This is a genomic window from Pseudomonas sp. ATCC 13867, assembly GCF_000349845.1.
In the GTDB taxonomy this organism is placed as follows: Bacteria; Pseudomonadota; Gammaproteobacteria; order Pseudomonadales; family Pseudomonadaceae; genus Pseudomonas.
On record NC_020829.1, the window covers coordinates 4213459 to 4235005 of the forward strand.

21 protein-coding genes are annotated in these 21547 nt (G+C 65.3%); 5 read left to right on the plus strand and 16 right to left on the minus strand.

Annotated features, from left to right (window positions below):
• Positions 1 to 41: 41 nt before the first annotated feature.
• Together H681_RS18855 and H681_RS18860 are read left to right on the plus strand one after the other, a co-directional pair.
• Complete coding sequence (locus H681_RS18855) at positions 42 to 878, plus strand: M23 family metallopeptidase (protein WP_015478477.1); 837 nt, start codon at positions 42 to 44, stop codon at positions 876 to 878.
• Positions 878 to 1267, plus strand: a complete 390-nt coding sequence (locus H681_RS18860; protein ID WP_015478478.1) for a ribosomal maturation YjgA family protein — start codon at positions 878 to 880, stop codon at positions 1265 to 1267. The genes H681_RS18855 and H681_RS18860 overlap by 1 nt, the downstream gene beginning before the upstream one ends.
• Here the strand turns inward: H681_RS18860 and H681_RS18865 are convergent.
• The 5 genes from H681_RS18865 to H681_RS18885 all read right to left on the minus strand — a co-directional run bounded on the left by H681_RS18865 (position 1248) and on the right by H681_RS18885 (position 6547).
• The gene (locus H681_RS18865; protein WP_015478479.1) at positions 1248 to 1790 is read right to left on the minus strand and encodes a GNAT family N-acetyltransferase; all 543 of its coding nucleotides are present in this window, start codon (positions 1788 to 1790) and stop codon (positions 1248 to 1250) included. The genes H681_RS18860 and H681_RS18865 overlap by 20 nt on opposite strands.
• The gene (locus tag H681_RS18870) at positions 1790 to 2296 is read right to left on the minus strand and encodes a copper chaperone PCu(A)C (protein WP_015478480.1); all 507 of its coding nucleotides are present in this window, start codon (positions 2294 to 2296) and stop codon (positions 1790 to 1792) included. The genes H681_RS18865 and H681_RS18870 overlap by 1 nt, the downstream gene beginning before the upstream one ends.
• Before the next feature lie 132 nt (positions 2297 to 2428).
• The gene (locus H681_RS18875; RefSeq protein ID WP_015478481.1) at positions 2429 to 3799 is read right to left on the minus strand and encodes a PepSY-associated TM helix domain-containing protein; all 1371 of its coding nucleotides are present in this window, start codon (positions 3797 to 3799) and stop codon (positions 2429 to 2431) included.
• A gap of 53 nt (positions 3800 to 3852) precedes the next feature.
• Complete coding sequence (locus tag H681_RS18880) at positions 3853 to 5949, minus strand: TonB-dependent copper receptor (protein WP_015478482.1); 2097 nt, start codon at positions 5947 to 5949, stop codon at positions 3853 to 3855.
• Between the two features lie 112 nt (positions 5950 to 6061).
• Positions 6062 to 6547: a DUF2946 family protein gene (locus H681_RS18885; protein ID WP_041712143.1), complete on the minus strand. Its 486-nt coding sequence runs from the start codon at positions 6545 to 6547 to the stop codon at positions 6062 to 6064.
• A 401-nt stretch (positions 6548 to 6948) separates the two neighbouring features.
• On the opposite strand from H681_RS18885, the gene leuA reads away from it, so the two are divergent.
• Both leuA and H681_RS18895 read left to right on the plus strand, forming a co-directional pair.
• A complete protein-coding gene (gene leuA / locus H681_RS18890; protein ID WP_015478484.1) occupies positions 6949 to 8619 on the plus strand; it encodes a 2-isopropylmalate synthase in 1671 nt (556 codons plus the stop codon).
• Between the two features lie 72 nt (positions 8620 to 8691).
• Positions 8692 to 9174, plus strand: coding sequence for a hypothetical protein (locus tag H681_RS18895; protein ID WP_015478485.1), 483 nt, complete (start codon positions 8692 to 8694; stop codon positions 9172 to 9174).
• 54 nt (positions 9175 to 9228) lie between these two features.
• Here H681_RS18895 and H681_RS18900 read toward each other — a convergent pair whose 3' ends face one another.
• Positions 9229 to 9561: a DUF5629 family protein gene (locus tag H681_RS18900; protein WP_015478486.1), complete on the minus strand. Its 333-nt coding sequence runs from the start codon at positions 9559 to 9561 to the stop codon at positions 9229 to 9231.
• Between the two features lie 64 nt (positions 9562 to 9625).
• Entirely contained in the window at positions 9626 to 10492 is an 867-nt protein-coding gene (dapA, locus tag H681_RS18905) for a 4-hydroxy-tetrahydrodipicolinate synthase (RefSeq protein ID WP_041712144.1), read from the minus strand.
• 343 nt (positions 10493 to 10835) lie between these two features.
• Here dapA and H681_RS18910 point away from each other — a divergent pair, with 343 nt between their 5' ends.
• Positions 10836 to 11789 (plus strand): aldo/keto reductase, encoded by a 954-nt coding sequence (locus H681_RS18910; RefSeq protein ID WP_015478488.1) that lies wholly within the window; start codon positions 10836 to 10838, stop codon positions 11787 to 11789.
• Between the two features lie 151 nt (positions 11790 to 11940).
• On the opposite strand, the gene H681_RS18915 is transcribed toward H681_RS18910, so the two are convergent.
• From H681_RS18915 to pilW, 9 genes are all read right to left on the minus strand, one after another.
• The gene (locus tag H681_RS18915) at positions 11941 to 12735 is read right to left on the minus strand and encodes an amidohydrolase (protein WP_015478489.1); all 795 of its coding nucleotides are present in this window, start codon (positions 12733 to 12735) and stop codon (positions 11941 to 11943) included.
• On the minus strand, positions 12723 to 13871 hold the full coding sequence (locus H681_RS18920; RefSeq protein ID WP_015478490.1) for a pyridoxal phosphate-dependent aminotransferase: 1149 nt from the start codon (positions 13869 to 13871) through the stop codon (positions 12723 to 12725). The genes H681_RS18915 and H681_RS18920 overlap by 13 nt, the downstream gene beginning before the upstream one ends.
• Positions 13872 to 13951: 80 nt before the next feature.
• The gene (der, locus tag H681_RS18925) at positions 13952 to 15439 is read right to left on the minus strand and encodes a ribosome biogenesis GTPase Der (protein WP_015478491.1); all 1488 of its coding nucleotides are present in this window, start codon (positions 15437 to 15439) and stop codon (positions 13952 to 13954) included.
• 87 nt (positions 15440 to 15526) lie between these two features.
• A complete protein-coding gene (gene bamB / locus H681_RS18930; RefSeq protein WP_015478492.1) occupies positions 15527 to 16669 on the minus strand; it encodes an outer membrane protein assembly factor BamB in 1143 nt (380 codons plus the stop codon).
• Between the two features lies 1 nt (position 16670).
• A complete protein-coding gene (locus H681_RS18935) occupies positions 16671 to 17315 on the minus strand; it encodes a YfgM family protein (RefSeq protein WP_015478493.1) in 645 nt (214 codons plus the stop codon).
• 25 nt (positions 17316 to 17340) lie between these two features.
• On the minus strand, positions 17341 to 18630 hold the full coding sequence (hisS, locus tag H681_RS18940; RefSeq protein WP_015478494.1) for a histidine--tRNA ligase: 1290 nt from the start codon (positions 18628 to 18630) through the stop codon (positions 17341 to 17343).
• Between the two features lie 18 nt (positions 18631 to 18648).
• On the minus strand, positions 18649 to 19761 hold the full coding sequence (ispG, locus tag H681_RS18945) for a flavodoxin-dependent (E)-4-hydroxy-3-methylbut-2-enyl-diphosphate synthase (RefSeq protein WP_015478495.1): 1113 nt from the start codon (positions 19759 to 19761) through the stop codon (positions 18649 to 18651).
• Position 19762: 1 nt separating this feature from the next.
• Positions 19763 to 20788, minus strand: a complete 1026-nt coding sequence (locus tag H681_RS18950) for a RodZ domain-containing protein (RefSeq protein ID WP_041712146.1) — start codon at positions 20786 to 20788, stop codon at positions 19763 to 19765.
• Positions 20785 to 21543: a type IV pilus biogenesis/stability protein PilW gene (gene pilW / locus H681_RS18955; RefSeq protein WP_015478497.1), complete on the minus strand. Its 759-nt coding sequence runs from the start codon at positions 21541 to 21543 to the stop codon at positions 20785 to 20787. Before pilW ends, H681_RS18950 begins: the two co-directional genes overlap by 4 nt.
• Positions 21544 to 21547 lie beyond the last annotated feature (4 nt).

Genomic DNA, 21547 nt, shown 5'->3' on the forward strand with positions numbered 1-21547 from the left:
GACTGCCCGCTTCGTCCGCCGACACGTCCACGGATAGCGCAATGTTCCGATTCTCCTGCCTGCTCATCGCCACTCTTTTCACCCTGACCGCCCACGCCGAAGGTTTCATCAGCCGCACGCTGAACAAGCCGGTGCCCGGCGGCGTTGCCGTGGTGCAACTGGGCCAGGACGCCGCCGTGCCCACCGCCACCTACCAGGGCAAACCGGTACTGGTGATCCGCGAGGAAGGCCGCGACTGGATCGCCATCGTCGGCATCCCGCTGACCACCAAGGCCGGCAACCAGCAGATCGTCGTGAAACAGGGCGGCGCCAGCCGCAACCTAGGCTTCAGCGTGGGCAGCAAGCACTATAAAGAGCAGCGCATCCGACTTTCGAACACCCGCCAGGTGAACCCGCTGCCCGAGGACCTCAAGCGCATCAACCGCGAGCTGGCCGAGCAGACCGCCGCCTACCGCAGCTTCAGCCCCGGGACGCCGAGCAATCTGGTACTGGACAAGCCGGTCAACGGCCCGCTCTCCAGCCCCTTCGGCCTGCGCCGCTTCTTCAACGGAGAGGAGCGCAACCCGCACTCCGGGCTGGACTTCGCCGTGCCCGCCGGCACCCCGATCAAGTCGCCGGCCGCCGGCAAGGTGATCCTGATCGGCAACTACTTCTTCAACGGCAACACCGTGTTCGTCGACCACGGCCAGGGCTTCATCAGCATGTTCTGCCACATGTCGAAGATCGACGTGAAACTCGGCGATGCGCTCCCACGCGGTGGCGTGGTCGGCCGCGTCGGCGCCACCGGCCGGGCGACCGGGCCGCACATGCACTGGAACGTCAGCCTGAACGACGCCCGCGTCGACCCGGCAATCTTCATCGGCGTCTTCAAGCCCTGATGCGCGTTCGCTTCGATCCGCGCAGCGCGGTCTTCGCGCTGCTCGGGCTGGCCGCACTCGCCTGGCTGGCCACGGCCGGCGCCAACCTCGGCTGGCTGCGCGGTTTCGGCGGCGACGTACTGGCGGTGATCTGGCTGTACTGCCTGCTGCGCGCAGCCTTCGATAGGCCCACTCACTGGCTGGCCGCCGTGGCGCTGGGTTGCGGACTGCTGATCGAACTCGGCCAGTTTCTCGCGGCGACCCTGCATTGGCAGATCGGCAATCGGATTGTGCGCATCCTGCTCGGCAGCACGCCGGACTGGCTGGATGTGCTGGCCTACGCCATCGGCTTCGCGTTGATTCTGCTGACGCACCGCATCAACACGGCCCTCAGGCCAGCGAATAGCTGAAGTACAGCGCCATCTCCCCCGGCAGTACCTGCTGCGGGTCGTAGAGGTCGGTGGACAGGCCGCTCAGGGCGAAGCCACGGGAGCGATAGAAGCCCACCGCAGGCAGGTTGAGATTCTGGGTTTCCAGCCACAGGTGGCGCGCTTCGGTGCCACGCGCCCAGTCCAGGCAGGCGTCCAGCAGCAGTTTGCCGACGCCACGTCCGCGGGCGCCGGCGAGGACGAACAGGTCGTCCAGCACCGCGCGGCGGTTCCAGATTTCGTAGTGGGCGATGGCGAAGCCCAGACGTTCGCCGCCCTCGTCGACAGCGACGGCGGTCCAGTCGGCCGCCGCCACGTCGTCTTCCAGATCGGCGAAGGGATAGCGCTTGGTCTGTGCCTCGGACAGGCGTTCCTCGCGCAGGATGAAACCATCGGCGGCGGACTCGATCCGCAGGATCGAGTCGCTCGAGTAGCTGCCATCGAACCCGTGCAGCCACTCGCCGTCTTGCGCCCAGACCAACGGGCGCAGGAGCAGGCCGCTCATCAGTTCATCTGCATGTCGTGCATGTCGTGCATGTCGTGCATGTCGTGGCCCATGTCCGTTCCCTTCGGCGCGTCCTTCTGCACGGCGACCTCGACCTTCACGTCGCCTGCCTTCTGGAAGTGCAGGGTCAGCGGGAAGCGCTCGCCATCGGCCAGCGGCTTCTTCAGGCCGAACAGCATCAGGTGGTACTGGCCGGGGGCGAAGACCACCTTGCCGCCGGCGGGGATGTCCACGCCTTCGACCTTCTGCATCTTCATCATGCCGTCCTTCTCCACGTGCTGGTGGACCTCGGCGCTGGCGGCGCGGTCGGTTGCGGCGCCGAGCAGACGGTCCGCCTCCTTGCCGTGGTTCTGCACGATGAAATAGGCCGCGCCGTTCACCGAGTTGGCCGGCAGCAGCAGCGACCAGGGATGGTCGATGTGCAGGTTGCCGGCCTCGTACTCATGGGCCAGGGCCGCGCCGGAGAAGCTCAGCAGGGCAGCGAAAGCGAGCAGGGTTTTACGCATGTTCGAGACTCCAGTTGTGCTTGTGATCAGATCCGCCAATACGGCGGGGAAACTTCGGGCCGCAGGCGAAACGATCGCGCCGCAGCATAGCCTGCCTTGCGGCAGACGTCAGGGCAGCCAACCGCTCTGCCCTCAACTCATTGCCGGGCTGTGCGGTTTGAAGCGCGACAGCACGACCCAGTCCAGCACCCACACCAGCAGCAGCGACGCCCCCACCAGCGGGAAGGCGATAGCGAGGATGAGCATGATTGCCACCCCACCCTTCCACACCGGCAGCGCGTGGGGCATCGGCGGCACGCCGAGGCGCCCCTGCGGGCGGCGCTTCCACCAGATCCACAGGCCACTGACCGCGCTGAGCAGGATCATCAGGCAGACGGCGAGCATGAGCAGTTGGTTGAACAGCCCGAACATCTTGCCTTCGTGCAGCATCACGCCGGATTCGACGCTTTTCGCCACCAGTCCATAGTCCTTCCAGCGCACATCGGCGAGGACCTTGCCGGTGTACTGGTCGATGTGCAGGGTGGCGTCGTTGCGCGAGTCGTCGGCGAACACCGAGACGGTGAACACGCCCTCCTCGCCCTTGGGCAGTGCAATGGCGTAGCCCGGTGTCACGCCCGCCTGGTCTGCGGTATCGACCACCTGCTGCAGGCTGATCTGCGGCATCGCCATGCCGCCGGAGCCGTGGGCCATGTGCTCGGCGTGGGCACCACCTGACATCGGCATCGGGGTGTTCTCCATTGCCCAGGGGATGGTCTGTCGATGCGCGTCGTTGAGCGTGCGCGCTTCCAGGTCGGACTTGGGCACCGCGTTCCACATGGCCACCGGGAAACGGTTCCACACGTCGGCGAAGGTCTTGCCCCAGAAGCCGGTCCAGGTCATGCCGGTGAGCAGCATGAACAGCATCAGCAGCGAGCCCCAGAAGCCGACCACCACGTGCACCTCGCGCCACAGCGCACGGCCACGGCGCGACAGGTCCGGCCAGAGCAGCACGCGCAGCGAGCGCTTGCGCGGCCACCACAGGTACAGCCCGGACACCACCAGCACGATGCCCCAGCCGGCGGCCAGTTCGATCAACCGGTCACCCAGGGTACCGATCATCAGCTCGCCGTGCAGCGCGCGGGCCGCCGCCTGCAGGTTGGACTTGGCGTCCTGCACACCGAGCAGCTTGCCGCTGTACGGATCGACGAAGGCATTCACCTCGCGCCCGTCCAGTTGAGCGACGAACTGCGCGCTGCGGTCAGCGGCCGGTGCCGGCAGGTACTGGCTGACCTGTAGTTGCGGATTCTGGTGACGCAGGTGCATCAGTTGCTCGTCGGCGGACAGCCGCACCTCGCCCGGCTTCACCTGCAGCAGGTCGCCGTACATCAACGGGTCGAGCTGCGGCTTGAACAGGTAGATGATCCCGGTGATCGACAGCAGGATCATGAACGGCGCGACGAACAGCCCGGCATAGAAATGCCAGCGCCAGGCCAGATTGTAGAAATCGAATGTCTTCTTCTGCATTCGTTGGTCTCCTCACGCAAGGAGGCCCCCGACCGGCGGGGGCCGGTCGGGCTTCAGAACGAGAAGTCCACTTTGGTCCAGAACGTACGTCCCGGCTCGTGGATCGATTCGGGGTCGTTGGCCGGGTAGCCGAAGCCGGCGTTGCCCGCCAGGTTCAGGTGCTCGGAGTAGTCCTTGTCGAACAGGTTGTCGACGCCGGTGCTGACCTTGAGGTTCTTGCTCAGCTTGTACGCGCCGTTGAGCGAGAACACCGCGAAGCCAGGGCTTTCGTCGAAGTCATAGCCGACCACGTTGCCCTGGTTCTCGGCGATCCGGCCCTGATGCGCGACCACGCGCCAGAGACCGCCGGCGCTCCAGTCGCCTTCCTCGTAACTGAGGCCGAAGCGCGCCTCCAGCGGCGGCATCTGCGGCAGCGCGGTGTCGTCTGTGGTGTTCTTGCCCCAGGCATAGGCCAGGGTGCCGTCGGCGGTCCAGTTGCTGGTCAGCGCGTAAGCCGCCCCCAGCTCGCCACCCATGATCCGCGCGTCGATGTTTCGCGCCTGGGAGGTGCGTCCCATCATGCCGCTGGGCATGTAGTCGAACAGGATGTAGTCACGGATCACGCCGACGTAGCCCGAGGCCCAGGCCTTGAGCTTCTCGTCCTCGTACTGCACGCCAAAGTCGAACTGGGTGGTCTTCTCCGGCTTGATGCTGTCGAAGGCGTTGAGCGAGCCGCTCGGCCCCTTGTTCGGCGAGAACAGCTCCCAGTAGTCCGGGAAACGCTGCACGTGGCCAAGGCCGGCGTACAGGGTGGCCGGCGTGCCGTCCAGGTCGTGCTCGTAGCGCACGAAGCCACTGGGCAGGGTGTCGGCGCGGGTGTCGTCCGCCGTCGGGTTGGGACGCACCATCATGCCCGAGCCGGTGGTCTGCCGGTAATCCTTGGCCGAGGCGCGGTCCAGCCGCGCGCCGCCGATGACGCGGTCGCGCTCGGCGGCGTACCAGGTCAATTCGCCGAACGCGCCGTAATTGTGGAACACCGCATCCTTGTTCCACGGCTGGTCATCGTAGGTGTTGATGCCCATGCCTTTGCGCTGGCGGTGTTCGTTGGTCTGCGCATCGACGCCGGAGATCAGCTTGAAGTCGTCCCAGCGCCAGGTGGCGGCCAGGCGCCCGCCCAGCGTGCGGCGGTCGACGTTGGAGGCCATCGGGCCGGCCATCATGCCGGTGCCGGACGGCGTGCGCAGGCTGTAGTTGTCCATCACGTGGTCGGCGTAGTTGTAGTAGACCTGCGCCTCCAGTGTATCGAGCACTCCACCGATGTTGGACTTCTCGAAGCGCAGGCCGAGGCTCTCGCGCTTGAACTGCGAGCCGTCCATGCCGCGCCCGGCGTAGCGTGCCTCGCCATCGCCCTTGCCGGCGGTGAGCTCGAGAACGGTATCGGCATCCGGGGTCCAGCCCACGGCGACATCGCCGTTCCACTTGTTCCAGCGCGAGGGCACCGTATCGCCGGCGCCGTCGTCGTAATCGTCGGACTGCGATTTGTTGCCGGTGAAGCGCAGGTAACCTTCGGGCCCGCCGGCGGCGGCGTCCAGCACCCGGTCGAAGCGGCCGTTGGAGCCGCCCACCAGGCTGCCGTTGATCCGCGAACCCAGCTCGCCGAAGCGCTCCGGCTCACGGTCGAAGCGAATGGTGCCGGCCGAGGCGCCGGGGCCCCAGATCACGGTTTCCGGACCTTTCACCACCGTGAGTTTGTCGTAGGTTTCCGGGGAGATATAGGAGGTGGGCGCATCCATCCGCGCCGGGCACGCGCCGAGCATGGTGGTGCCGTTGGTGAGGATGTTCAGGCGCGAGCCGAACATGCCGCGCAGTACCGGGTCGCCGTTGGTGCCACCGTTGCGGATGGCGGAGAAGCCGGGGATGGTCTTGAGGTAATCGGCGCCGTCGCTGGCCGGGATCGGCTGGCGCGGCTGCTTGGGGTCGGTAACGATGGTGAGCGGCGAACTCTGTGCCACGGCGGTGATGACACTGGGCTCCAGCTCCACCGCGTGGGCGGCGTGGTCTTCTTCCTCGGCCAGGACAGGCACGGCAGTGAAACCGCCCAGGGCGGTCAGCGCGCAGAGGGCGCGCAAGCCGCCGGCACGCGGCCGACGGAGCATTGGCATGCGGGACATTGCATTTATTCCATGATCGGTGAATACGCCCGTTCCATGCAGACACGCACGGCGCGCAGGCAAAAGCACTCATTCGCGCCCGCGGTCGATGAAGTCGGGATTGTGCAGGGGATCAGCCGATCAGGGCCGGTGGAGCACGCGAGCGGGCGCCGGGGAAGACCGGCGAAGCGGGAATGGTGGAGATCGAGAACTGGACGGCGGGCGTGCCGGTGGTGGGCAAGCCGTGATCCAGCAGGACCGGTGGCGGTGTCAGCGGCGGGCTGTGGATCAGCAGGCTGCAGTAGCCGCACTTCTCCATGAAGGCATCGGCGGTGAGCGGCTTTTCACCGTGGGATGCCGGAGCGGTATGCTGGCCCGAAGCCTGGTGGCCGTCGGCGCTGGCCATCCCGTCCATGCCGGCCATGTCGTGCGTCATGGCCGGGCCGTGCTGCATGCCCCCGTGCTGCGCGGAGGCTCCATGCTCCATCGGCATGGAATGGCCCATCGGCATAGGGTGATCCATCGGCAGCGACTGGGATACCAGTGGGCCGACATAGATCATCAGCATGGCGAACAGCGCCAGCCAGGTTCCTATGCCTTGTCGGGTACGACGGGTCACGAAATGTCCTTGCGGATGGAAAGTCCCCGCCTGAAGCGGGTGCGCCATGATCGCACGGAGTTCCCCGCCCCCACTGCGGCACGTGGACGCAGAATCAGTTAAGCACAGCGCAGGCTACCTATAAAAATTGCTAAAACAATTTATTTCCAGCAATTAATTATCGATTTAAATGACAAAAAGAGTTTTTCTACCAATTTTCCATGAATGCTTGCCATCGCCTTCTCAGGCCATTAGGTTGGCACTCATGAATACCGCACACACCCTCATCCTGCTTCGCCAACACGCCTGCCTGCGCCTGGTCAGCCCGCGACTGCGTGGCTGAGCCCCCTTCCCCGGTTTCGCCTCTTCTCGTCTTCATTTTTCGCGCAGGCCGCTGGCCAGAAAGAACAAGGATTCCGCTCATGAGCATGTTGAAAGATCCGTCGAAGAAATACCGTCCCTTCACCCAGATCACCCTGCCCGACCGCACCTGGCCGGACAAGATCATCGACAAGGCGCCGATCTGGCTGTCCACCGACCTGCGCGACGGCAACCAGTCGCTGATCGAGCCGATGGACGCCGAGAAGAAGATGCGCTTCTTCAAGTGCCTGGTTCAGGTGGGCCTGAAGGAAATCGAAGTGGGCTTCCCGTCCGCCTCGCAGACCGACTTCGACTTCGTTCGCGAGCTGATCGAGGGCGGCCACATTCCCGATGATGTCACCATCCAGGTGCTGACCCAGGCCCGCGACGACCTCATCGAGCGCACCTTCGAGTCCCTGAAGGGTGCGAAGAAGGCCATCGTCCACTACTACAACGCCTGCGCACCGGCCTTCCGCAAGATCGTCTTCAACCAGGACAAGGCGGGTGTGAAAGCCATTGCCATTGCCGCCGGCAACACCGTCAAGCGCCTGGCCGCCGCCGCGCCGGAAACCCAGTGGGGCTTCGAATATTCGCCGGAAGTGTTCACTTCCACCGAGACCGACTTCGCCGTCGAGGTGTGCAACGCGGTGATCGACGTGTTCCAGCCGACCCCGGCCAACCGTCTGATCCTGAACCTGCCCGCCACCGTCGAGTGCGCCACGCCGAACAACTACGCCGACCAGATCGAGTGGTTCTGCCGTCACATCGACAAGCGCGACAGCGTGATCATCAGCCTGCACACCCACAATGACCGTGGCACTGGCGTGGCCGCTTCGGAACTGGCCCTGATGGCCGGCGCCGACCGCGTCGAAGGCTGCCTGTTCGGCAACGGCGAGCGTACCGGCAACCTGTGCCTGGTGACGATGGCGCTGAACATGTACACCCAGGGCATCGACCCCGAGCTGGACTTCTCCGACATCGACGCCGTGCGCAAGGTGGTGGAAGAGTGCAACCAGATTCCGGTGCACCCGCGTCACCCGTACGTCGGCGACCTGGTCCACACCGCCTTCTCCGGCTCCCACCAGGACGCCATCCGCAAGGGCTTCGCCCAGCAGCAGGCGGACGCCGTGTGGGAAGTGCCGTACTTGCCGATCGACCCGGCGGACATCGGCCGCAGCTACGAGGCGGTGATCCGTGTGAACAGCCAGTCCGGCAAGGGCGGCATCACCTTCCTGCTGGAGCAGGAATACGGCATCAGCCTGCCGCGCCGCATGCAGATCGAGTTCAGCCAGGTGGTGCAGAACGAGACCGATCGCCTGGGCCTGGAAATGACCGCCGAGCAGATCTACACCCTGCTGCAGAACGAGTACCTGCAGGCCGTCTCCCCGTTCGGCCTGAAGAACTACCGCCTGCAGGAAGAGAACGGCATCTGCGCCATCGACATCGACGTCACCCACAAGGGCGAACAGCACCGCTGGCACGGCAAGGGCAAGGGCACCCTGGAAGCCCTGGTCGCCTCGTTGCCGGTGGAAGTCGAGATCATGGACTACAACGAGCACGCCATCGGCTCCGGCACCAACGCCCGCGCGGCTGCCTACATCGAACTGCGCGTCGAGGGTGGTCGTTCGCTGCACGGCATCGGCATCGATGAAAACATCACCACCGCGAGCTTCCGTGCGCTGTTCAGCGCCCTGAACCGCGCCGTGACGCTGGGCCACGCGAAAGCCGCATAAGCCCGCTAGTACCGCTGTCCCCTTTGCCCCGGACGCCTTGCGCGTCCGGGGCTGTTTTCACGGAGTGAAAACATGTCGACCGCCCCGCAGGACAATCCCTTCCAGACACCCGCCGCCATCCTCCAGGATGCCCCCGGCGTCGCCACCGGCGAACCGCTCTACCGTCTCGCCGCCGTCGGCATCGCCACCTTCTTCGGCACCCCCGTGGCCGGCGCCTGGGTCATCGCGCAGAACCTCAAGCGTCTCGGCCGCCCCGAGCAGATACGCAAGACCTGGCTGACCGGCATCGGCGTCCTGCTACTGGCCTTCGTCATCGCCTGGTTTTTGCCGGGCAGCTTCCCCGCTGCGCCGATCAACATCGTCACGCTCCTCGCCATGCAGCAGTACGCCAAGCAGAACATCGGGGAGGAACTAGACCGCCACGCCGCAGCGGGCGGCGCCTTCCACTCGAACTGGCGTGCGTTCGGCGTCAGCCTGCTCATCCTGCTCGCCGTCCTGGCCGCGCTGTTCGGCCTGAGCCTGGTCGTCGCCTACCTGCTGGGCGTGAACGCCTGAGCTCTCGCGGGCAAGGCCTGAAACGCCGAAGGCCCCAACCGGGGCCCTCTCGTCTTACTCGTCGTCGCCGCTGGCGGTCACCGCGCCCAGGCAGCACAGGCGATGCTCCTGGTCGCCGGCGTGGAGCAGCCAGCTTCCATCCGCGGCCTGATAGCGGGCCTCCATCACCTCGTTGTAGCTGAAGCGCCACTGGCGGCGGTCGCGGCCATCAATGGACTCGATCTGCAGCACCACCTCCTCGCTGGCGAAGGGCTGGTCCGCGTGGGCTGCCGCATCGGCCTGGTCCAGCAGCGCCTCGTTCAACTCGAACTGCCAGGCGTGCAGGCCGTCGATCAACAGCATGTCGGCGGTTTCCAGCTGGTCCAGCAGATAGGGAGTCGTGGTCATGGCGGGCACTCGGCAATGGGCAGGCCATCATGATAGAGCAAAACCCATTGCCAGCCCTCCCCTCCTAATCGGCCAGCGCCGCCAGTACACCACGCAGCCGCTCGATGGTAGCCGGGGCACAGGGCTGCATCGGCTCACGCAACTCGTCGGCGATCAACCCCTGCAGCGCCAGCGCCGCCTTGACCGCGGCGGGGTTGGGCTCGGCGAAGGCGGCCTGGATCCAGGGCAGCAAGCGGTAGAAGGTCGCCCGAGCGCCAGCCAGATCGCCCGACTCAACCTGATGCAACATCCGCACATAGAGATCGGCACGCACATGGGCGGAAGCGGAAATCGCTCCGGCGCCGCCCTGGCACAGGTTGTTGAAAATCTGCAGGTCCTCGCCCGTCAGCACCTCCACCTCGCCATCGGCGATCAATGCCAGGGTGGTCTCCAGATCGCCGCCGCAATCCTTGATCGCAGCGATGCGCGGGTGGCGTACGATGCGCCGCAGGGTCTCGCGCTCGATGCGCACGCCGGTGCGGTAGGGAATGTCGTAAAGCACGACCGGCACAGTGGCGGCATCGGCCACGGTCTGGAAAAACGATTCCAGCCCCGCCTGCGACGGCCGGATGTAGTACGGCGCCGGCACCAGCAGGCCGGCCAGCGGGCGGCGCTGGATCTGTTGCTGGAAGGCCAGCAGCTCGCGCAGATTGTTGCCCGCCAGCCCCATGATCACCTGCTGCGGCGGCACCCACTGCAGCACGGCATCGAGAACGGCGAGCTGCTCCTCGTGGCTCAGCGCAGCCGCTTCCCCGGTGGTGCCGCAGACCACGAAGCCGGTGACGCCATCCTCCAGCAAGCGGGCGACCAGCGTGTGCAGCGCGGCGAAATCGACTTCCCCGGCCCGGAAAGGAGTAGCCAGCGCCACCCAGATTCCTCGAAACGTAGACATGCAAAACTCCTTGTGGCTGACCGTCTGGTCGCCGTCAGGGGGGATGCGGGAATCAAGCGGGGAGAAATGAAGACCTGGCGCCTTGTGTCCTGTCAGCCCATCTGACGGGACAGCACGCCCCGGTCAAATGAGCGACTGTTTCTTCGATTTCTTGGCAACCACGACGCATGCGCCAGCCTGGGCGTAGAAGCCCAAGAACGGCAGCGAGGAGTCGAGGTTGGCAAGCATGGGCGATTCGGTGTGCGAAATCAGGTCCCCGATAGTGCGCAAGCTCCCGTGTGCCTGTCAACCACGCCCTAGGGTCTATGCTGGTTCAACGACATTGCACCGGGAGATCTGACAGATGAAACGTCGCGAACTGGGTCAGTCCGGACTGGCTATCCCGCCCCTGGTGTTCGGTGGCAACGTATTCGGCTGGGCATCGGACGAAACCACCTCGTTTCGTCTGCTGGATGCGGTGGTCGACGCCGGCATCAACTGCATCGACACCGCCGACGTGTATTCGCGCTGGGTGCCCGGACACGTCGGCGGCGAGTCGGAGACCCTGATCGGCAGGTGGCTGAAAAAGACTGGCAAGCGCAGCCAGGTGCAGATTGCCACCAAGGTCGGCATGGACATGGGCAACGGCCACAAGGGTCTGTCGGCGGTGTACATCGAACAGGCCCTGGAACGCTCGCTCAAGCGCCTGCAGACCGATTACATCGATCTCTACCAGGCCCACTGCGACGACCCGCACACCTCCCTGGAGGAAACCATGGGCGCCTTCGCCGAAGCCGTGGAGAACGGCAAGGTCCGGGTCATCGGCGCCTCCAACCTCGACGCCCGGCGCCTGCGCGAGGCCCGCGAGCTCTGCGACCGCCTGAAGCTGCCGAACTACCAGAGCCTGCAGCCCAACTACAACCTCTATGACCGCGCCAACTACGAGACCAGCCTGGAACCCACGGTGAAGCAACTGGGGCTGGGAGTCATCAGCTTCTATTCGCTGGCGGCGGGCTTCCTCACTGGCAAGTACCGTAGCGAGGCGGACCTTAACAAGAGCAGCGTGCGCGGCTACAAGGTGAAGAACTTCATGAACGCGCGCGGCTTCGCCATCATCGACGCGCTGGAAGAAGTGGCCGGCGAGCTGAATGCCACGCCGACGCAGGTCGCGCTGGCCTGGCTGATGGCCCGGCCGAGCATCACCGCGCCGATCGCCAGTGCGTCGAAGCTGGAGCAGTTGCCGGACCTGATCGCGGCGGTCGAGTTGAAGCTGAGCGACGAGGCGATCCAGCGGCTGGATACCGCCAGCGCGTATTGAAGGCCGAATAGACCTGTAGGAGCGAGCTTGCTCGCGAACGCTCTGGCTCTTGAGCGGGGTGGTTCGCGAGCAAGCTCGCTCCTACAAGAGCCGCATCGATCCTGGGTCGCTGGAATATCGGACTCTTAAGAGCATCGCGGACGAACTGATATCAGAGCTGGATATCGAACCGATCCGCATCCAGATAGGCCGGGAAACGCTCGCGGTACGCCGCCAGCTCCGCCGCACGCAGGGCCACCTGGAACACCCCGTCGGCATGCCCCGCCGCCAGCAGGCTGTCGCCCTGGAAGTCCAGTACCTGGCTGTCGCCGGAATACGCGTGGCCCTTGCCATCCTCGCCAACGCGGTTGACCGCCGCGACGTAGCAGAGGTTTTCGATGGCCCGCGCCGGCAGCAGGCGGTTCCAGTGCTGGCGGCGCGCGGCCGGCCAGTTGGCGGTATAGAGCAGCAGGTCGGTGTCCTGGGCATCGCGGCTCCACACCGGGAAGCGCAGGTCGTAGCAGACCAATGGGCGAATCCGCCAGCCTTTCCACTCCAGCAGCACCTGATGCTCGCCCGGCGTGTAGTGCTTGTGCTCGCCGGCCATGCGGAACAGGTGGCGCTTGTCGTAATGCAGCATCTCGCCATCCGGGCGCGCCCAGAGCAGGCGGTTTCGGTGGCTGCCGTCGGCGACACGGATGATCACGCTGCCACAGACCACAGCGTCGAGCCTCGATGCTTGCTTGCGCAGCCAGGCGTAGGTCTCGCCCTCCTCCATCTCGGCCAGGGTCTCGGAGTCCATTGAAAAGCCGGTGGTGAACATCTCCGGCAGGATCACCACGTCCGCGCCACGGGCACTTTCCAGCAGCACCTCGAAGCGCTCGCGGTTGGCCTCGGCGTCGTGCCAGACCAGGGTGGTCTGCACCAGTGCCAGCTTCAAGTCCGGCAGTTGGCTCAGATCGCGCATAGTCTTTCCGCCGCCTGACGCAGCGTCTCCTCTTTCTTGGCGAAGCAGAAGCGCACCAGGCGCATGTCCGCCGGGGGCTGCTGGTAGAACACCGAGACCGGGATGGCGGCCACGCCATGCTCGCGGGTCAGCCATTCGGACATGGCGACGTCGTCCAGGTCCGGGCGGATCGCCGAGTAGTCGGCCACCTGGAAGTAGGTGCCGGCGGCACGCTGGAAGCCGAAGCGCGAGTTCTCCAGCAGGTCGCAGAACAGGTCGCGCTTGGCCTGGTAGAAACCGGGCAGCTCGCGCAGGTGCTCGGGGTGCGCGGCCATGAAGTCGGCCAGCGCCCATTGCAGCGGGGTCACGCCGCAGAAGTTCACGTACTGGTGGATCTTGCGCATCTCCGCCGACAGCACCGGCGGCGCCACCACGTAGCCGGTCTTCCAGCCGGTGACGTGATAGGTCTTGCCGAAGGAACTGATCACGAAGGCGCGCGGATACAGCTCGTCATGGGCCAGCACGCTGGCGTGCTGCACACCGTCGTAGATCAGGTGCTCGTAGACTTCGTCGCTGATGACGTAGATCTCGCGGTCGCGGATCAGCGCGGCCAGGCGGTCCAGGTCGGCGCGGTCGATCAGCGCGCCGCTGGGGTTGTGCGGGCTGTTGAGGAAGATCAGGCGGGTGCGCGGGGTGATGGCGTCGGCCATGCGCTGCCAGTCGATGCGGAAGTCCGGCAGGCTCAGCGGCACATGCACGCAACGGCCGCCAGCCAGCTCCACCGAGGGTTCGTAGCTGTCGTAGCAGGGGTCGAGGACGATGGCTTCATCGCCCGCGCGGATCAGCGCCTGCACCGCGCAGAAGATCCCTTCGGTCGCACCGGGGACAATGGTCACCTCGGTGTCGGCGCTGACCTTGCGACCGTAGAAGCTGGCAACCTTGGCCGCGACCTGTTCGCGCAGGGCCGGCAGGCCGGTCATCGGGCTGTACTGGTTGTGCCCGGCCATCACGTGGCGGGCGACGGCTTCGAGCAATGGCGCAGGGCTGTCGAAGTCGGGGAAACCCTGGGAGAGGTTCAGCGCAGCGCATTCGGCGGCGAGCTGGGACATGCGGGTGAAGATGGTGGTGCCGACATTCGGCAGTTTGCTGGTGAGCATGGCGTGACTACAGGCTGCGGGCGATGAGAGGGAAGCCCTACTCTATCGCCTACAGCCGTATGCCTGAAGCCCGACAGGCGTTATTTACGCTTGTCCTTCTTCTTCTTCTCGGCCTTCTTGTGGTGCGACATCAGCCGGCGCTTCTTGTTGACCTGGCGTTCGGTGAGCTGGGTCTTCTTGCCTTCGAACGGGTTGTCGCCGCCCTTGTACTCGATGCGGATCGGCGTACCGACCAGTTTGAGCACGCGCCGGTAGGTCTTCTCCAGGTAGCGCGTGTAGGCCTTGGGCACCGAGTCCACCTGGTTGCCGTGGATCACGATCAGCGGCGGGTTGGCGCCGCCCAGGTGTGCATAGCGCAGCTTGATGCGACGGCCATTGACCATCGGCGGCTGGTGGACCTGGATGGCGTCTTCCAGAATCTGCGTGAGCTTGCTGGTGGGCCAGCGGGTCACGGCGGAACGGAAGGAGTCCTGCACCGACTTGTACAGGTGCCCGACGCCGGTGCCGTGCAGCGCGGAGATGAAGTGGATGTCGGCGAAGTCGGCGAACATCAGCCGGCGCTCCAGCTCCGTCTTCACGTACTCGCGTTCGCCCGAATCCATGCCGTCCCACTTGTTCAGGGCGATGACCAGCGCGCGACCGGTCTCCAGCACGAAGCCGAGCAGATTGAGGTCGTGCTCGACCACGCCTTCGCGGGCGTCCATGACGAAGATGACCACATTGGCGTCCTGGATCGCCTGCAGGGTCTTCACCACGGAGAATTTTTCCACCGCCTCGAAGATCTTGCCGCGGCGGCGCACGCCGGCGGTGTCGATCAGGGTGTACTTCTCTTCGTTGCGCTCGAAGGGAATGTAGATGCTGTCGCGGGTGGTGCCGGCCTGGTCGTAGACGATCACCCGCTCTTCGCCGAGCATGCGGTTCACGAGCGTGGACTTGCCGACGTTGGGGCGGCCGATGATGGCGATCTTGATGCCATCCTTCTCGCTCGGGCCGGGGATGCGCTTGGGCTCCTCGCCCTCGGCGACCTCTTCCAGTTCGCCCGGCAGGTCGTTGTCTTCCGGCGCCTCGGGCTCGGGGACGAACAGGTCGCCCAGGGCTTCCTGCAGCATCTGGGTGATGCCACGGCCGTGGGCGGCGGCGATCGGGATCGCATGGCCCAGGCCCAACGGGCTGAACTCGGCGCGGGCGATGTCCGGATCGACGGTGTCGACCTTGTTCGCCACCAGGAAGCTGCGCTTGTTCCGTTTGCGCAGGTGCTCGGCGATCATCTGGTCGGCGGCGGTCAGGCCGGCGCGGGAGTCGACCATGAACAGCACCGCATCGGCCTCTTCGATAGCCTGCAGCGATTGCTCGGCCATCTTGGCATCGATGCCTTCCTCGTCACCGGAGATACCGCCGGTGTCGATGACGATGAATTTCTTGCCCTGCCACTTGGCCTCGCCGTACTGGCGATCGCGGGTCAGACCGGCGTACTCGGCGACGATGGCGTCGCGGGTCTTGGTCAGGCGGTTGAACAGGGTGGACTTGCCGACGTTCGGGCGGCCCACCAGGGCTATTACGGGAACCATGCGGCTCTCCAGGAAAATTTCAGAATTTCTTAAAAACACGACGGCCGCTGCCGTAAAAAACGGCAGCGGCCGGCAGTAACACTCAGCTTAGCGGAGCGTGTAGGCGACCAGCTTTCCGCTGTTGCCGAACACGTACATCCAGCTGCCGACTACCAGCGGGCGAACCCGCACGCCGTCGCCGTCGACCTTCTCGCGGCCAACGAAACGACCATCCACCTGGCTCAGCAGGTGCAGGTAACCTTCCAGGTCACCGACCACCACGTTGCTCGAGAACACGGCCGGAGCGGACAACTGGCGGCGAGCCAGGGCGTCGTTGCTCCACAGCGAGGACGAACCACGGGAATCCAGGCTTTCCACGGTGCCGCTGGCCTGGCTGATGAACACGCTGCCGGTGCCTTCGGCGACGCCGACGTAGCTGGACGCCTCACGTTGCCAGAGCACACGGCCGGTTCTTTCGTCCAGCGCCGCAGCGCGGCCCTGGTAGCTGGCGACATAAAGGACGCCATCGGCCAGCAGCAGACCGCCGTCGATATCGACCACGCGGTCCAGTTCGGAACGACCCTGCGGGATAGCCACGCGCTGTTCCCACACCGGCAGGCCGCGCTGTACGTCCACGGCAACGACCTTGCCGCTGGCCAGGCCAGCCAGGGCCAGACCGCCATCGATCAGCGGAGCACCGGTACCACGCAGGGTCAGCACCGGTACGGTGCTTTCATAGAGCCAGCGCTGGTTGCCGGTGGCGGCATCGAAGCCGACCAGTTTGTCGTCCTGGGTCTGCACCACCACCACGTCGCCGTTGGTGGCCGGGGCGGCCAGCACTTCGCTGGAAACCTTGGAGCGCCACTTCTGTTCGCCGCTGCCGGCGTCCAGAGCGATCACGTCGCCACGCATGGTGCCCAGCAGGACCAGCCCGTTGCCCGCGCCAACGGCGCCGGAAATCGGCAGGTCGAGGTCCTTTTTCCACAACACGTCACCGCTTTCGCGCTGAATCGCCATGACCCGGCCTTCAGCGGACGCGGCGTAGATGGTCTGGCCATCCACCGCCGGTTCGAGCAGGTTGTACAGCTCGCCCTGGCCGTCACCGACCGAACGGCTCCACTGCTTCTCCAGACGGACCTCTTCCTTGAAATCGGTGAGTTCCGCCGGCGGCAATTCTTTCTTGCTGTTGCTGCTGCAACCGACAGCCAACAGGGTCAGCGCGAGCAACGCGGCATGTTTCCAGCGCAACATGTCAGGCGTCTCCCTTGGCCAGGTCGTCGAGCTTCATCTGCAGGGCGCCGACGGCGGCGTCTTCCGGCAGGGCGGCCTTGGCCTTCTCGTAGGCGGTACGGGCCTCGTCTTCACGTTTGAGCTGGACCAGCAGGTCGCCGCGCAGTTCTTCGCGGGTGGCGACATAGGCCTTTTCGACGTTGCCATCGAGCAGCTTCAGGGCTTCCTCGGACTTGCCCTGGGCACCCATCACACGGGCGAGGCGCTGGCGCGCCAGCTCGCCAAGGGTGGTGTCCACGGGCTTGTCGACGATGGCCTTGAGTTCAAGAACAGCGTCATCCAGCTTGCCGTTGTCCACCGCGACCTTGGCGACGAACAGGCGACCGTACTGGGCATACGAGGTACCGGCGTATTCGCTGGTCAGCTTGTTGGCCAGCTCGGCAACCCTGGCGGTATCCGGCTTGCCGGTGGGGTTCAGGGCGGTTTCCAGCAGGGCCTGGTAAACCACGGAGGCCCCCTGGGCCTGGTTGTTCTGGTACTTCTTCCAGGCTTGCCAGCCGAATACCACCACCAGTGCCAGTGCGGCACCGGTCAGCAGGGGCATGCCGTTGCGCTGCCACCAGTCCTTGATGTCGGCGATCTGTTCTTCTTCGGTACGCGTACTCACCCCAATACTCCTATCCGCTCGATTCTCAAGCCTGCCGCAGGCAGGCTGCCAGGTGCTCGGGCAGAGCGTCCCAGGCGATGTTCTGTTGTTCGCCCTCGCCACGCAGGGGCTTGAAACCTACCACGCGACTGGCCAGTTCGTCGTCACCCAGAATCATTGCGAACTGTGCACCGCTCTTGTCGGCCTTCTTGAACTGGCTCTTGAAGCTGCCGCCGCCGGCGTTGACCAGCAGGCGCACGCCGGGAATGGCGTCGCGCAGGCGCTCGGCCAGGCTCAGGCCGGCGAGCTCGGCGGCCTCGCCGAAGGCGCAGAGGTACAGGTCCGCCGGGCGATTGAGCGCTTCGGGAACCAGGCCCAGGGTATCCAGCAGCAACACCAGGCGCTCCACGCCCATCGCGAAGCCCACGCCCGGCGTCGGCTTGCCGCCGAACTGGCTGACCAGACCGTCGTAACGACCACCGCCGCAAACGGTGCCCTGGGCGCCGAGCTTGTCGGTGACCCACTCGAACGCGGTACGGCAGTAGTAGTCCAGACCACGCACCAGCTTCTGGTTGATTTCGTAGCGCAGGCCGACCGCGTCCAGGCGAGCCTTGAGGCCCTCGAAGTGCGCGATCGACTCTTCATCCAGGTAGTCGTGCAGGGTCGGCGCGCCGACCAGCAGGGCCTGAGTGCTTTCCACCTTGCTGTCGAGGATGCGCAGCGGGTTGGTGGTCATGCGGCGCTGGCTGTCTTCGTCGAGCTGGTCGAAACGATCCTGGAGATAGGCGACCAGTGCATCACGGTAGCGCGCACGGGCCTCGCTGGAACCCAGGGTATTGAGCTGCAGGGTCACGGCATCGGCCATGCCCAGCTTCTGCCACAGGCGCCAGGTGAGGATGATCAGCTCGGCGTCGATGTCCGGTCCGGGCAGGTTGAAGACTTCCACGCCAATCTGGTGGAACTGGCGATAGCGGCCCTTCTGCGGCTTCTCGTAGCGGAACATCGGCCCTGTGTACCAGAGCTTCTGCACCTGGCCGCCGCCGGAAAGGCCGTGTTCGAGCACGGCACGCACGCAACCCGCGGTACCTTCCGGACGCATGGTGAGGGATTCGCCGTTGCGGTCGAGGAAGGTGTACATCTCCTTGTCGACCACGTCGGTACCTTCACCGATGCCACGGGCGAAGAGTTCGGTGAACTCCAGGATCGGCATGCGGATTTCTTTGTAGCCGTAGCCATCGAGCAGCTCGGCAAAGGTACTTTCCAGATAGCGCCAGGCCGGGGTCTGTTCCGGCAGGATGTCGTTCATGCCACGGATGGCTTGCAGGGACTTGCTCACGTAGGGTCCTTGTTGCGGTCAGCCGCGCACGATCAGTGCGGCGTCGGCCTCGGCCTTCTCGGCCGCTTTTTCGCGGATCAGCCGTTCCAGCTCATCCACCAGGTTTTCGTTCTGCAGCTTCTGCGCGGGCTTGCCGTCGATGTAGATCAGGTTGCTCGGCGTACCACCGGTGAGGCCGATGTGGGCTTCCTTGGCTTCGCCGGGACCGTTGACCACGCAGCCGATCACGGCCACGTCCAGCGGGACCAGCAGGTCTTCCAGGCGGCCTTCCAGCTCGTTCATGGTCTTCACCACATCGAAGTTCTGCCGCGAGCAGCTCGGACAGGCGATGAAGTTGATGCCACGGGAACGCAGGTGCAGCGACTTGAGGATGTCGAAGCCGACCTTGATCTCTTCCACCGGGTCGGCGGCCAGGGAAATACGGATGGTGTCGCCGATGCCTTCGGCGAGCAGCATGCCCAGGCCGACGGCGGATTTCACCGTGCCCGAGCGCAGCCCGCCGGCTTCGGTGATGCCCAGGTGCAGCGGTTGCTCGATCTCTTTCGCCAGCAGGCGGTAGGCGGCAACGGCCATGAACACGTCGGAGGCCTTCACACTGACCTTGAAGTTCTGGAAGTCCAGCTTGTCGAGGTGATCGACATGACGCATGGCCGACTCCAGCAGGGCTTCCGGAGTCGGTTCGCCGTACTTCTTCTGCAGGTCCTTCTCCAGGGAACCGGCGTTGACGCCGATGCGGATCGGGATGTTGCGCTCGCGGGCGGCATCCACCACGGCCCTCACCCGGTCCTCGCGACCGATGTTGCCGGGGTTGATGCGCAGGCAATCGACACCCAGCTCGGCCACGCGCAGGGCGATCTTGTAGTCGAAGTGGATATCGGCGACCAGCGGCACCTTGACCTGCTGCTTGATCCTGCCGAAGGCCTCGGCGGCGTCCATGTCCGGCACGGAGACGCGGACGATGTCGGCGCCTGCGTCTTCCAGACGACGGATCTGGGCCACGGTGGCGGCCACATCGAGGGTATCGGTGTTGGTCATGCTCTGCACGGCGATGGGGGCATCCCCACCCACCGGCACGTTACCTACCCAGATCTTGCGGGACAGGCGACGTTTGATCGGAGACTCGCAATGCATCTTACTGTCCACCCAACGTCAGGCGCGCGGTACCGCCGCGCGCCGGTGTCACTTCGACCGGCTGGCCGTTGTAGCTGACCTGCGCACCACGGGCGAAGCCCAGGCGCAGTTGAACCGGAGCCTTGGCCGCCAGCTCCAGGCTGTCGCCCTTGCGCTTCAGCGCGCCGAACAGGACCTTGCCATCGGCATCGGTGACCTGGGTCCAGCAGTCCTCGGTGAATTGAATCCTGACCACGCCCTGACCCGCGGCGGCGACCACCGGAGCAGCGACCGGGGCAACCGCTTGGACTTCGGCCGGTGCGACCGGTACAGCCGGCTGCGCGACGGCAGGTTGCTGTGCGGAAGCGACCGGAGCCGGAGCCTGGGCCGGAGCCGCTTCGCCAACAGCCGCAGCGGCAGGATTAGCGGTTACGGCCGGCGGCGTGCCTTCGGTCGGGGTCTCGGCGGTGGCGCTATCCGCGGCAGGCTCGGACGGCACGACTGCAGTATCGGCCTGGTCCTCGGCGACGGCCTGGTCTTCCGGCTCGTCGAGGGTATGGATCTCGGTGGTGCCGTCGGCGCTCTCGACCTCGACATGCTCCATATTCAGGCTACCGCTCTCAGCGGTGCGGGCAGCACGCTCCTGCCACCAGAAGTAGCCGAAGCCGATCAGCAGGGCGAGCAGCACGAGGCTGAACAGGCGCAGCAGGTTGCGCGACAGGCGCACCGGCTCGACCACGCGACCGAGGCTGTGCACGCTGCTGCCGCTGGCGTCGGTGCCGGTGTACTGGTCGAAGGACTGGACCATCTGCGCCTGGTCCATGCCCAACAGCTTGGCGTAGGCGCGTACGTAGCCGCGCGCGAAGGTGTGGCCGGGCAACTGATCGAAGGAACCCTGCTCCAGCTGGCGCAGCGAGTGCTCGGTCAGGTTCAGCTGGCCTGCGACCTGGGCGATGCTCCAGCCCTTGTTCTCACGGGCCTGACGCAGTGTTTCGCCAGGATTGGCTCGGGTCGTGCCGATGACATCGGACTGCGACGTGCTCATCATTTATCCGCCTGGTATGCCTGGTATTCAGGAGAAGCGGGATACAGGCGCTTGAGTTGCAGCCCGTAGCTGGCAGCGGTATCCCGGTCGTCGAAGATCTTTGCCAGTCGAATGCCCAGCAGCAGGCTGCGCGCGCTCTGCGGCCCCTGCCTGAGGTATTCCTGATAGTAGGCCCGCGCCGGAACGTACTGGCGATCCTGGTAGTTGAGCTCGGCCATCTCGATCAGTGCGCTGGGCTGATTGCGATTGAGGCGAATAGCCTTCTCGAAGTATTCCTTGGCCTGCTCCCGCTGCTTGAGCTGGAGGCTGACCAGCCCGAGGTTCTCGAAGATCCGCGAACGCTCGGGATACAAGCCATCCTCGGCGGCCTTGATGTAGGCGTCGTAGGCTTCCTTGTAGCGTTTTTGCTCGAACAGGAAGCCGCCGTAGTTGTTCAGGATGCGCGCATCGTCCGAACGGGAGGACAGTGCCTTGCGGTATTCGGTTTCGGCCAGTTGCGGTTCCATCTCGGTCTGATAGACCGCGGCCAGCGCGGTATGCGCGTCGGCACTGGACGGATCGAGCTCCAGCGCCTGGCGCAGCGGGACCTTGGCCTGTTCGGCATTGCCGGCCCGCAGGTAGCCGAGCCCCAACTGGATATAGGCGTCGCGCGCCTCATCCCGGCCCTTATCGGTTTTCAGAGGATCCTGTTTACCAGTCGACACGCAACCCGTCAGCACGGTTGCCAACAGCAAGAACAGCGCGGCGCGCAGGGTCATCGGA